The sequence below is a fragment of the Leisingera sp. M658 genome, assembly GCF_025144145.1.
Taxonomy (GTDB): Bacteria; Pseudomonadota; Alphaproteobacteria; order Rhodobacterales; family Rhodobacteraceae; genus Leisingera.
This window is the reverse complement of record NZ_CP083546.1, coordinates 2,726,746-2,739,037: the sequence shown is the minus strand read 5'-3', so window position 1 is coordinate 2,739,037 and position 12,292 is coordinate 2,726,746. Positions and strand designations below refer to the sequence as shown.

Below are 12,292 nucleotides of genomic sequence, written 5' to 3'. Positions count from 1 at the left end.
GCGGGCAGGGCGGCTGGCTCAAGTGCGGCATTGTGGTCGGGGCCAACCTGTTGCAGCAATCCCGGCCTATTGCGCCCGGTTGCACCGCATGCGAGCTTGGGCGCAAATTCCTGACCATCCAAAAGGGCCGCCCATGTCCACCTGCGTCTTTGTCCAGATCCGCTGCAAACCCGGCACCACCTACAAGGTGGCCGAGGAGATTGCCCTGCGGGAAATCCACTCCGAACTTTACTCCACCAGCGGCAATTTCGACCTCATGATGAAGCTGTACATCCCTTCGGGCGAGGATGTCGGTAAATACATCAACGACCAGCTGCTGCAGATCGACGGGATCGAACGCTCGCTGACGACGATGACTTACAAGGTGTTCTGAAACAGAAAACGCCCCGGCAGCCGGGGCGTTTATTATTGGCTCAGGCGGTGATCAGCCCTTTGTCCTTCAGCTGGTCATAGGCTGTGTCGATGGCGGTCTTCATCCGGGCCAGCATGTCGTCCACTTCCGTCTTGGTGATGATGATCGGCGGGCACAGCGCCACCGCATTGCCAGCAACTGCCCGGATGATCAGCCCGTTTTCCTCGCAGGCCTTCTGCGCGGCGGCACCGGCCGCGCCCTTGTCAAAACTGGCGCCTGTGGTCTTGTTCGACACCAGCTCCAGCGCGGCAATCAACCCCTTGCCGCGCACCTCGCCGACCAGCGGATGATCGGTGAAAATCTCGCGCAGCTGCGCCTGCATATAGGCGCCGACGTCGGCGGCGTGTTCAAACAGGTTGTCGCGCTCATAGATCTCCAGCGTCTTCAGCGCCGCCGCACAGGCCGCCGGGTGGCCGGAGTAGGTGTAGCCGTGGCCGAACACGCCCACCTCGTTGGTCTGATCAATCATCGCCTTATACATCCAGCCGGGGATGACCGAGGCCGAGATTGGGAAGTAGGCTGAGCTGAGCTGTTTGGCAAAGGTCATCAGGTCCGGCTTGATGCCCATGGTGGTGCAGCCAAAGTCAGCACCGGTGCGCCCGAAGCCGCAGATCACCTCATCCGCCCAAACCAGAATGCCATGTTTGCGCAGCAGCGCCTGCAGCTTCTCGTAATACCCTTCCGGCGGCACGATTACGCCCGACGCGCCGGTGATCGGCTCCACAATCATCGCGGCGATGGTGTCGGGGCCTTCCGCCAGGATCTGCTGTTCCAGATTGCCGATGATCCGGTCAACGAACTGTTCTTCAGTCTCATTGCCTTGACGGCCGGTATAATAATGCGGCGAATCCGAGCGCAGGATCGACAGCGCCTCCAGTGGTGCATCGAAATGCGCCAGGTTGGCGGGCAGGGAGGTCAGCGCGCCGGCCGCCACCGTCACCCCGTGATAGCCGCGCTCGCGGGTGATGATCTTGCGCTTTTCCGGCTTGCCGATGGCGTTGAAGTAATAGCGCAGCATCTTCACGTGGGTGTCGTTGGCGTCCGACCCGGAGTTGCCAAAGAAGATATAAGCATCCTCCACCGGCACCATCGCGCGCAACTTCTCGGCCAGCTGCATGATCGGCGCATGGGTCTTGCCGCCGAAAGTGTGCGAAAACGGCAGCTTGTGCAGCTGTTCGGTGATCGCATCCACCACTTCGGTGTTGCTGTAGCCCAGCGAGGTGCACCACAGGCCCGCCAGCCCTTCGATATATTTGTTGCCGTCCGTGTCGTAGACATAAATACCTTCGCCGCGCTCCAGGCACAGCTGCTCGGTCGCGGTGAAATTGGTGGTGGGATAGATGACAGGGGCCATGGCCAAACTCCTTGCGCGAAACACCCATGAACGTCCCATGGGGCCTATTGCCGATAGAATTGGCGCGTTTCACGAGTCGCGTCAAAGGAATTTGATCAAATTAAAGCGGCAAATGGCAGAAAAGCGAAAGGCCGCCCCAAGGGACGGCCTGTTCGGTTCCAAATGGAGCGGGCGAGGCGATTCGAACGCCCGACCCTAACCTTGGCAAGGTTATGCTCTACCCCTGAGCTACGCCCGCGCTGCCATTCGGTGAAGCGGTGAATAGGAAATCCGCGAGGTTGCTGCAAGCGGAAAATGACGGAACGGTAAAGAAAGTGCTGCAGGCCGAGGGGCTGTAAAACGCGAAAGGCCGCCCCGGAGGGCGGCCTTTTCGGCTGTCGAATGGAGCGGGCGAGGCGATTCGAACGCCCGACCCTAACCTTGGCAAGGTTATGCTCTACCCCTGAGCTACGCCCGCGCTGCCATTCGATGAGCCGGTGTTTAGGGCGTTCCCAAACGGGCCGCAAGAGGAAATTTGAAGAGTTGCGCAGGTATCTGTGGATAAGCGTTATTCTTCATTTTCCAGAAATGCCCTGAGCCGGATCCGCAAGGCATCCTGATCCTTGGTTTCGCATTCCCAGACGGTCAGCACCTGCCAGCCCGCGGCCTGCAGCGCGGCCAGTTGCTCCGCGTCGCGCAGCGTGTTGCGCAGCAGTTTGGGTTCCCAATAGTCGCGGCGGCTGGCGGGAATGCGCCCGTCGCGGCAGCTGTGCAAATGCCAGAAACAGCCATGCACAAAGATCACTTTGCGGCGCGGGCCGAACACCAGATCGGGTTTGCCGGGCAGGTCCTTGCGGTGCAGCCGGTAGCGAAAGCCAAGCCCGTGCACCATCCGCCGCACCAGCATCTCCGGCTTGGTGTGCTTGGCGCGGATCTTTGCCATATTGGCACTGCGCCGCTCGGGTGTCAGGGTGTCGGCCATTCCACGTGATGCCTGGATTGTTCCACCATCCGGGCATGGTAGCTGCTTTCAATCCGGCAGGAAACAAAAGCACTGGCCGGGCAGGGCGGCAGCTCCAGCGCCTTGATCAGCTGGGCATCTTTCTGACCCTCCAGCAGCACGATCTGCTCGCGGGCCAGAATATCGCGGGTGCCGTGGCCGCCATCAGCCCGGATCCGGCGCATGAAGTCCTTCTGCTGCGCCACCGCCTCCACCACGTCGCGCGGAATCGGGCGCCCTTGGATCAGCCGGAACAGCTGCGCCATCCGTTCATTGCCCGTTGCGCCCGTAAAGATCCTGTCTACCGCGGCTTCATCGGCGGTGCGCCAGAAATTGGCGGGGTAAGGCTGATCCTTCAGCAGCCACAGGATATGGCGGAAGCCTTCCGCCGAAATGCTGCGCTTGGCGTCTTTGTTCTGACCAGCTGTCAGGTATTCACGCCGGGCGATGATCAGCCCCAGATAGCAGCGCGCCCGCACCTCATCCGCCGCGACCAGCAGGCAGGCGCAATCCAGCGCCTCGGTCGGGATCATCCAATTGCTGCCCATGGTGTGTTTGATGTCCACATCCCGGCCCAGGATCTCGGTATCCAACCGCCCCTTGCGCAAGCGCAGCAGCGCCCGCAGCTCAATCTCGACCCTTGTGCCGATATAGGTCTTCTCGGTCTTCTCCAGCTCTTCATAGGCGCGCCGCCCGGTCTTGGGCGTCATGATCACATCGTCAATGCACTGGCGCAGCATCTGCGGCACGTCGTGTTCCAGCGCCAAATGGCCGCCGGCGCGGGTGGTGATCTCCTCCGCCAATTCGCAAAGGACAGCGAAATCCGGATGGCCGGGAAGAACAAGACTGTCGGGAAGTTTTTGTTTCATTTCGCGTTCCGCCCGGACGATAGGCCGGGCAGCGCCCGACCCTCCCCACGGGAAGGCGCTTCGCACCCGCCCAGGGCCGGGCGCTGCCCTTGGCTCTGGAATGACGGGGAGGCTTTAGGCCCGCACAGCATGCAGCTTCGGCTTGGCAATCGCCGCCCTCAGCTCCCGCGCAACAGCTTCGGCCACCGGCGGCGGAAAGGCGTTGCCGACCTGGCGGTAGGCATTGGTTTTGGCGCCAGTGAAATGCCACGCGTCCGGGAAACCCTGAATACGCGCCACCATCCGCACCGTGAGGCGCGGCATGTCGTTGTGGAACGGGTCCGGCGCCTCATAGGCGATGGTGCGCCCTTCAACCCCCAAGGCAGCCCAAGCGCGCCGCGCGCGTGTCGGACCCAGATCCGGCCCGCCGTGTTTCTTGGAGCCGCCGACAATGGTGGGCGCAATCTCATCCGCTTTGGCGGCCCAATCCTCGGCACCGCGCCAGCCGCGTTCCTTCATCAGGTCAACAAGGGTCGCACCCACCGTCGGCGGGTTGTGCGGCAGCGGCTCAGGCCAGTTGAACTGGCTTGAAAACTCTTTTCGCAGGGCAACAATCGCCACCCGCGGCCGCAGCTGCGGCACGCCGTAATCCGAGGCATTCAGCAGCCGCCAGTCGGTCACATACCCCAGTTTCGACAGCTGCTTCTTCAGCTTTTCGCGGTAGTCATGGAACACCGCATCCAGAAAGCCGCGCACATTTTCGATCATCACCGCGCGGGGGCGGGTGGCATCGACAATCTCGATCGCGTCGTCAAACAGGTTGCGCTCGTCCTTTTCGCCCAGCTGCTTGCCCGCAACTGAAAACGGCGGGCAGGGCAAACCGCCTGCCAGCAGATCGATACCTTTATAGCCGCCCGCCACATCCTTGAATTTGCGCACGTCCTCTTCCAGCACATTCCAGGCGGGGCGGTTGTGGCGCAGGGTGGCGCAGCAATGCTTGTCGATCTCAACCAGCGCCGTGTGGTCAAAGCCGGCCGCTTCCAGCCCCAAGGCCTGGCCGCCCGCGCCTGCGCATAGTTCTACCGATGTCAGCATTCTGCCTGCCTGTGTGTTCGTGTTCTTGCTCTGTTCCTATGCGCAAAGGTGATTCCGCACAAGGATTTCTGCTCGGGGCAGGGTACGCGCAAATCCTTAAAAGCGAAAGGCCGCCCCGAGGGACGGCCTGTTCGTTTTCCGATGGAGCGGGCGAGGCGATTCGAACGCCCGACCCTAACCTTGGCAAGGTTATGCTCTACCCCTGAGCTACGCCCGCGCTGCCATCCGGTGAGCGGTGATTTAGGGCGTCGCCGTCCGCGCTGCAAGAGGAAAACCGGCGGCAGTTGAAAAAAATATGCACCCGCCGCGACGGAAGCGGCCAGGCTGTGCGTTTCACTCACAAACAAGCGGAACTTTTCAGGAGGGATTGGATCATGCTTTGGAAGGACTGCCTGCGGATCACTGGCCTGGGTGCGGCAATTGCCTTGGGTTTGCTTGCGCATGGCGTACAGCACCACAGCACACCGCAAGCGGACAGCTGGGCCGGCCAGATTGACGGGATAAAGCCAGTGCAGGTTGAAACCGTGACCTTGCCGGACCCTGAAGCATTCAGCGCCTGACATTGAGGCAAACCGTTTTCCGGCGCGGGAAACGGCTAAAAATCCTGCGAGGATTTTCGGGTGACCACAGTTGCGGACCGCCCCGGTTTTCCGGGCCGGAAAGCTGGCCGGAAAACTGGCCGGAATTTCCGCGTAATTCCGCATTGGCGCGCAATAGAAAAAGGGCGCCCCTCCAACCGGCAGGGCGCCCCTTGTTTCTTTATGCCAGCTGAGAAGTTTACTCCAGCTCGACCAAAAGGTCCTTGGCGTCGATCTGGGTGCCGGCCTGGACGTGCACGGCCTTGACCACCGCGTCGCGTTCGGCGTGGATGCCGGTTTCCATCTTCATCGCCTCAATCGTCAGCAGCATGTCGCCCTCGTGGACCTGCTGGCCGACCTGCACCGCGACCGATGCGACAACCCCCGGCATTGGCGCGCCGACGTGGTTGGCATTACCGACTTCGGCCTTGGCGCGCTGTTCGGTCGAGGCTTTGACCAGACGGTTCGGCACCCGGATCACCCGGGGCTGGCCGTTCAGTTCAAAGAAGACCTTCACTTCGCCCTTCACGTCGGTTTCGGAAATCGCCTGCAGGCGGATCTCCAGGGTCTTGCCCGGATCGATCTCGGCGGTGATCTCTTCGCCTGGTTCCATGCCGTAAAAGAACGTGCGGGTCGGCAGGCTGCGCACCGGACCGTACTGGCGGTGGCGGCCCATGTAGTCCAGGAACACCTTCGGATACATCAGGTAGCCGTTCAGATCCTCGTCATCGACGGTGAAGCCTTCCAGCTCTTTCGACAGTTCGGCGCGGACCGCTTCTAGGTCCACCGCGTCCAGATGTGCGCCGGGGCGCTCCACATTCGGCGCGTCGCCTTTCAGCACCTTGGAGACGATGCCCGCAGGGAAGCCGCCCGGAGGCTGGCCCAGGTTGCCGCGCATCATATCGACAACCGAGTCGGGGAAAGCCACGTCTGTCTCCGGGTTTTCAACCTCATCGCGGGTCAGGCCCTGGCTGACCATCATCAGCGCCATGTCGCCAACCACCTTGGACGACGGCGTCACCTTGACGATATCGCCGAACATCTGGTTCACGTCAGCATAGGTCTGCGCCACATCAGCCCATTTTTCCTCCAGACCCAAGCTGCGTGCCTGCGCCTTGAGGTTGGTGAACTGGCCGCCCGGCATCTCATGCAGGTACACTTCCGAGGCCGGCGCCGCGAGGCCCGATTCAAAGGCCGCATACTGCGCCCGCACCTGCTCCCAGTAACCCGAGATTTCGCGGATCTTGGCGATGTCCAGCCCGGTATCGCGGTCGGTGTTGCGCAGGCCTTCGACGATGGAGCCGAGGCAGGGCTGCGAGGTGCCGCCGGAAAACGCGTCCATTGCCGCGTCCACTGCATCAACTCCCGCATCGGCAGCAGCCAGAATAGTGGCGCCGGCAATGCCCGAGGTGTCATGGGTGTGGAAGTGGACCGGCAGGCCGACCTCTTCCTTCAGCGCCTTGACCAGCTGGCGGGCCGCGGCGGGTTTCAGCAGGCCTGCCATGTCTTTCAGGCCCAGAACATGGGCGCCTGCGGCTTCCAGTTCCTTGGCCATGCCGACATAATACTTCAGGTCGTATTTGGCGCGGTTCGGGTCCAGGATATCGCCGGTATAGCAGATGGTGCCTTCGCAGACCTTGCCGCTCTCGACCACCGCATCCATGGCGACGCGCATGTTTTCAACCCAGTTCAAGCTGTCGAAGACGCGGAACACATCGACGCCGGTCTTTGCAGCCTGGCGCACGAATTCCTGCACCACATTGTCCGGATAGTTGGTGTAGCCGACGCCGTTGGAGGCGCGCAGCAGCATCTGGGTCATCACGTTCGGCATCCGCTCGCGCAGATCGCGCAGGCGCTGCCAGGGGCATTCCTGCAGGAAGCGGTAAGCCACATCAAACGTCGCGCCGCCCCAGCATTCAACCGAGAACAGCTGGCTGAGGTTCTGCGCATAGGCCGGCGCCACCTTGATCATATCGATCGAGCGCATCCGGGTTGCCAGCAGCGACTGATGCCCGTCGCGCATGGTGGTGTCGGTCAGCAGCAGCTGGCGCTGTGCCTTCATCCAGTCGGCAACGGCCTGGGCGCCCTTCTGCTCCAGCAGGTTGCGGGTGCCATAGGGCTGGTTGCCCGGCTCCGCATGCGGTGCGCGCGGCTCTTTCAGGTCGGCAGCGGGGGCGGCGCGGCCTTCGGTCTCCGGGTGGCCGTTCACCGAGATGTCGGCAATATACGTCAGCACCTTGGTGCCGCGGTCGCGGCGGCGCTTGAACTGGAACAGCTCCGGCGTCTCGTCGATGAACTTGGTGGTATAAGTGTTGTCGAGGAAGGTCGGGTGCTTCAGCAGGTTCTCGACAAAGGCGATATTGGTCGACACACCGCGCACCCGGAATTCGCGCAGCGCGCGGTCCATGCGGGCAATCGCCTTTTCCGGGGTCTGCGCCGAGGCGGTGACCTTGGTCAAGAGCGAGTCATAATAGCGGGTGATCACGCCGCCCGCATAGGCGGTGCCGCCATCCAGGCGGATGCCCATGCCGGTCGCGGACCGGTAGGCGGTGATGCGGCCATAGTCGGGGATGAAGTTGTTCAGCGGATCCTCGGTGGTCACCCGGGTCTGCAGCGCGTGGCCGTTCAGGCGGATATCATCCTGGCTGGCTTTGCCGGTGGCCTCGGCCAGGGTTTTGCCTTCGGCGATCAGGATCTGCGCCTGCACGATGTCGATGCCGGTGACCTCTTCGGTGACGGTGTGTTCCACCTGCACCCGCGGGTTTACCTCGATGAAGTAGAACTTGCCGTCGTTCATATCCATCAGGAATTCGACGGTGCCGGCGCATTCATAGTTCACATGCTGGCAGATCTTGCGGCCCAGATCGCAGATCTCGGTGCGTTGCTCATCGGTCAGATAGGGGGCAGGGGCGCGCTCAACCACTTTCTGGTTACGGCGTTGCACCGAACAGTCGCGCTCAAACAGGTGATAGATCTCACCATGCTTGTCGCCCAGGATCTGCACCTCGACGTGGCGGGCGCGAATGATCATCTTTTCCAGATAACCCTCGCCGTTGCCGAATGCGGCTTCCGCCTCGCGGCGGCCTTCCAGCACTTTCTCTTCCAGCTCATCCTCGCTGTGGATCGGCCGCATGCCGCGGCCGCCGCCGCCCCAGGAAGCTTTCAGCATCAAGGGATATCCGACCTCAGCCGCTTCCTTGCGGATCGCGTCCATGTCGTTGCCCAGCACCTCGGTGGCCGGAATGACCGGCACGCCGGCCTCAACCGCGACACGGCGGGCACTGGCCTTGTCACCCAGCGCGCGCATGGTTTCCGCCTTGGGGCCGATGAAGGTGATGCCGTTGCGCGCACAGGCGTCGACAAAGTCCGGGTTTTCCGACAGCAAGCCGTATCCGGGGTGGATCGCATCGGCGCCGCATTCCTTGGCAACGCGGATGATCTCGTCGATCGACAGATAGGCGGCCACCGGGCCCATGCCCTCGCCGATCCGGTAGGCTTCATCCGCCTTGAACCGGTGCAGGCCGAGCTTGTCTTCCTCGGCATAGACGGCGACGGTGCGTTTGCCCATTTCGTTGGCGGCGCGCATCACGCGGATGGCGATCTCACCACGGTTGGCAATCAGGATCTTTTTGAAGTCGGTCATTTCACCCTCGGGGTCCGTGCAAGTTGGTGCAGTGTTAGGCGGATACTATCAATCCGCACAACCGTAGTTCTGGGTATTTCCGGCATGATTGCGCTCTCAAGCGGCCTGTTTTGTCATTCCTCGTCTGCTGCTTGCCGGCCGCACTGGCCAATCGGGGGTTTGGAGGCATGGCGCTAACAGTTGCAGATTCTGCCGGAATTCTGCACTTGCAGCATGATTTTGTAACTATTTTTCTGCACCGCAGCGGGTGAAAGGGAGCGGGTGCTGCGTCATTTCGGCGCAATTCCCCGGATTTTGCCCGAATTGCGCCAAATCTGCGTGCAATCAGTCCAGTTCACGCTGCTGGAGGTTGCGGATTTCACCAAGACCGGGCAGGCCAAGCTGGCTCATATTTGCCTGCATGTCCTTGGCCAGCATATCAATCAGGTGGTCCGGTCCCACAGTGCCAAGCGCGGCCAGCGCATAATGGAAGGCGCGGCCCAGCATGACAAAATCCGCCCCCAGTGCCAGCGCCCGCAGGATATCCAGCCCGCCTTCGATACCGCTGTCAAAGATCAATGGCAGCTCCACCGCGGCGCGGATTTCCGGCAGCAGATCAATGGCAGCAGGGCAGCCGTCGAACTGGCGGCCGCCGTGGTTGGAAATCCAGACCGCATCGGCGCCTGCCTCCTGCAGGCGCACAGCATCTTCGGCGCGCAGCACGCCCTTGATGACAAAGGGCCCGTCCCAGTTGCGGCGCAGCCAATGCACATAATCCCAGTCCGGCGAGGTGCGCAGCAAGTAGCCGATATGGGCGGTCGGCGGCAGGTTGGCCTGCGGCGCGGAGATGTATTTGTCCAGCGTGCGCATCCGCGGCATGCCCCGCCCTTCAAGACGCCTGCGCGCCATTCCCAGCGCCCAGGCCGGACGCTGTGCAATCTGCGCCATCAGCCGCGGTGTCAGTTTCGGCGGCTGGGTCAGGCCGGAGCGGGTCTGCCGTTCGCGGCGCGAGGCGGCGGGCACATCCACCGTCAGAACCAGGGTCTTGAACCCGGCATCCCGCGCCCGCGCCAGCAGATCGCTTCGGATCGCTTCGTCCTTGGGCGGGTACAGCTGGAACCAGCCGTCCCCGGCCAGATGCGGCGCCAGATCCTCGGGCGATTGGCTGGCAACCGTGGAAAGGCAATAGGGAATACCGGCGGCAGCGGCGCTGCGGGCCAGGATGCCCTCGGCATCGGGCCAGATCAGACCGGACATGCCCACCGGGGCAATCCCGAAAGGCAGTGCATAGGCGCTGCCCAGAAACGGGGTGGAAAGGCCCGGCTCCATCGGCCCATGCAGCACCGAGGGCAAAAATCCCACGCGGTCCAGGCCCGTCCGGTTCCGGGCCCGCGCCGCCTCAGCCCCGGTGCCGCTGTCCAGGTAGTCCCAGACAAACCGGGGCAGCCGCCGCTTGGCGCGGCGCTTCAGGTCGTCGAGGCCGGGGTATCGCTGATGCAGATCCATGCGGGCATTGGTACGCGGCGGTGCGGATTCCGCAAGGAAAAGCGCCGCCGCCCGATGGTGCCGGGCCACGTCCTATGCAGCCGCGCCCTTGGCGTTGTCCTGCGCGCTGCCGGTATCAGCGCGGGCAGCTGGATTGCGGGGCGCCGGCGCTGCGCTTGCGGCAACACAGACCTGATTGCGTCCCTTTGCCTTGGCGTCATACAGCGCGTCATCCGAGGCGCGCAGCAGGTCCTGCGGCATGGTGCCATGGGCCGGATAATGCGCCACTCCCAGCGATATGGTGATCCGCGGCAGCGCCTTTTCGCCATAGCGCACCACCACGTCCTCCACGCCTTGGCGCAGCAGTTCGGCCTTGGTCATCACATCTTCCTGGCTCAGGCCGGGCAGGATCAGGGTGAACTCCTCGCCGCCCGGGCGGCAGGCCACCTCGTCGCCGTCGCAGGCCTGTTCCAGCACCGATCCCACCGCACGCAGCACCATATCGCCGGCGTCATGGCCGTGGTTGTCGTTGAATTTCTTGAAGTGATCCACGTCGATCGACACAATGCTCAGCCGCTTTCCGCTGCTTTGGCTGGCATTGATGCTTTTGCGCAAGGTCTCCGTCATATGGCGGCGGTTGAACAGCCCGGTGAGCGGATCGCGCACCGACTGGTCGTGCAGCTGGTCGCGCATCCGCACATTGGCAATCGCCATCGAGATCTGCTCGGCGCACATCTGGGCCAATTTCTTGCTGCTGATGAACTCCGGGCACTCGTCCTTGATTGCCTGCAGATGCATCAGGCCGACAGTTTCGCCATGGGCCAGGATCGGGAAGCAGTAATAGCTGCGGCCATCGTGCGGCTCGGCATGCTCGCAGACGAAATCAATCTCCGAGGAGCCGAATTCATAGGTCCGGCCCCGGCGCAGGCCCCAGCATTCCTCGGGGTGGATGTGCTCCCTGTGGCTGCCGCCGTTCCAGCTGGCACAGCCGTCCAGCACGTCGCGCGAATTGGAGTAGACATAGACGCTGCCCTCGGCGGTCGGCAGGATATGGGTCATGAAGCGGGCGACCATATCAAACAGCTCATCCAGGGAGCGGCTGGATTGCAGCCATTCGTTCAGCTCTCCCAGCAGCTGCACCTCGCGCGCCAGCCGCAGCTGCTCATCCAGAATGCTGCGCTCGGTTTCATTGCGCTGGCGCAGCTGGTTCATGCTGACCCGGTTGGTCTTGAACACCACATAGACCGCAATGGTCATCGCCAGCAGTGCAACCGAGGTCAGCACGATCAGCGACAGCTGGGCGCGGCGGATGAAGGTCTGCCGCAGGTCGGTGATGTCGGTGTAAAAGTCGATGGCGCCATCAAAATGGCCATTGTGCATCAAAGGCACATAAATCTGTGCAACTTCCCGCGTGATGCTGCTGTCAAAACCGCTGGACTGCAGCGGAAACCCGTCGACCTCATACGCGGGCAGCGGGTCATGCATGTAATAGACCTCGCCGCGGGCCACCTGGGTGCTGAAAAAGGCATTGGACTCATACTCGCCGATTTCATCGCTGCGGGTGGACCAGAAAATCTCCCCCTCGCTGGTCAGCAGCCGGAACCGGAACACATCGGTCTCCTCGGGAAGCAATGACAGGTTGCGGGCGTCGCCAGGCAGAATCTGCCCCTTTTCAAAGGCTTCCTCGACATTGGTCATATGCAGAACAACCCGGCGCTGCCAATGTCCTGATTGCTTGCGTAAATCGTTTTCGATCATCCGGTCCACGATGGGGGCGGGCACTGCAATAACGGCCCATGCCGAAGCCGCCGCCGCCGCGATCAGGACAAGGATCAGCGACATGCTGCGGATCTTTTCAGCAAGGCTGGATCTCAATTTATTTTTCATATTCCGGTGCCAAAAGTAGTTTGTATTAATGC

General features: G+C 62.3%; 9 protein-coding genes and 3 tRNA genes. 2 read left to right on the top strand and 10 right to left on the bottom strand.

Annotation, left to right across the window (positions count from 1 at the left end; all coding sequences use genetic code 11):
- Nucleotides 1-133: 133 nt before the first annotated feature.
- Nucleotides 134-373 carry an Lrp/AsnC family transcriptional regulator gene (locus K3724_RS13605; protein ID WP_259985946.1) on the top strand — a complete coding sequence of 80 codons (240 nt, stop codon included), beginning with the start codon at nucleotides 134-136 and terminating at the stop codon, nucleotides 371-373.
- Nucleotides 374-413: 40 nt separating this feature from the next.
- Here K3724_RS13605 and K3724_RS13600 read toward each other — a convergent pair whose 3' ends face one another.
- The 7 genes from K3724_RS13600 to K3724_RS13570 all read right to left on the bottom strand — a co-directional run bounded on the left by K3724_RS13600 (nucleotide 414) and on the right by K3724_RS13570 (nucleotide 4,905).
- Complete coding sequence (locus K3724_RS13600; RefSeq protein WP_259985944.1) at nucleotides 414-1,766, bottom strand: aminotransferase; 1,353 nt, start codon at nucleotides 1,764-1,766, stop codon at nucleotides 414-416.
- Nucleotides 1,767-1,929: 163 nt separating this feature from the next.
- Nucleotides 1,930-2,004, bottom strand: a tRNA-Gly gene (locus tag K3724_RS13595).
- A 144-nt stretch (nucleotides 2,005-2,148) separates the two neighbouring features.
- Nucleotides 2,149-2,223, bottom strand: a tRNA-Gly gene (locus K3724_RS13590).
- 90 nt (nucleotides 2,224-2,313) lie between these two features.
- On the bottom strand, nucleotides 2,314-2,727 hold the full coding sequence (locus K3724_RS13585; protein ID WP_259985943.1) for a very short patch repair endonuclease: 414 nt from the start codon (nucleotides 2,725-2,727) through the stop codon (nucleotides 2,314-2,316).
- Nucleotides 2,712-3,614 (bottom strand): NaeI family type II restriction endonuclease, encoded by a 903-nt coding sequence (locus tag K3724_RS13580; RefSeq protein ID WP_259985935.1) that lies wholly within the window; start codon nucleotides 3,612-3,614, stop codon nucleotides 2,712-2,714. The genes K3724_RS13585 and K3724_RS13580 overlap by 16 nt, the downstream gene beginning before the upstream one ends.
- Before the next feature lie 114 nt (nucleotides 3,615-3,728).
- Nucleotides 3,729-4,688, bottom strand: coding sequence for a DNA cytosine methyltransferase (locus tag K3724_RS13575; RefSeq protein ID WP_259985933.1), 960 nt, complete (start codon nucleotides 4,686-4,688; stop codon nucleotides 3,729-3,731).
- Nucleotides 4,689-4,830: 142 nt separating this feature from the next.
- A tRNA-Gly gene (locus K3724_RS13570) sits at nucleotides 4,831-4,905 on the bottom strand.
- Between the two features lie 157 nt (nucleotides 4,906-5,062).
- Between K3724_RS13570 and K3724_RS13565 the strand changes: the two genes are divergently transcribed.
- Nucleotides 5,063-5,248: a hypothetical protein gene (locus K3724_RS13565; RefSeq protein WP_259985931.1), complete on the top strand. Its 186-nt coding sequence runs from the start codon at nucleotides 5,063-5,065 to the stop codon at nucleotides 5,246-5,248.
- A gap of 217 nt (nucleotides 5,249-5,465) precedes the next feature.
- Here K3724_RS13565 and K3724_RS13560 read toward each other — a convergent pair whose 3' ends face one another.
- From K3724_RS13560 to K3724_RS13550, 3 genes are all read right to left on the bottom strand, one after another.
- The gene (locus K3724_RS13560; protein WP_259985929.1) at nucleotides 5,466-8,909 is read right to left on the bottom strand and encodes a pyruvate carboxylase; all 3,444 of its coding nucleotides are present in this window, start codon (nucleotides 8,907-8,909) and stop codon (nucleotides 5,466-5,468) included.
- A gap of 324 nt (nucleotides 8,910-9,233) precedes the next feature.
- On the bottom strand, nucleotides 9,234-10,394 hold the full coding sequence (locus K3724_RS13555) for an alpha-hydroxy acid oxidase (protein ID WP_259985918.1): 1,161 nt from the start codon (nucleotides 10,392-10,394) through the stop codon (nucleotides 9,234-9,236).
- Nucleotides 10,395-10,466: 72 nt separating this feature from the next.
- On the bottom strand, nucleotides 10,467-12,260 hold the full coding sequence (locus K3724_RS13550; protein ID WP_259985916.1) for a diguanylate cyclase: 1,794 nt from the start codon (nucleotides 12,258-12,260) through the stop codon (nucleotides 10,467-10,469).
- Between the last annotated feature and the right edge of the window lie 32 nt (nucleotides 12,261-12,292).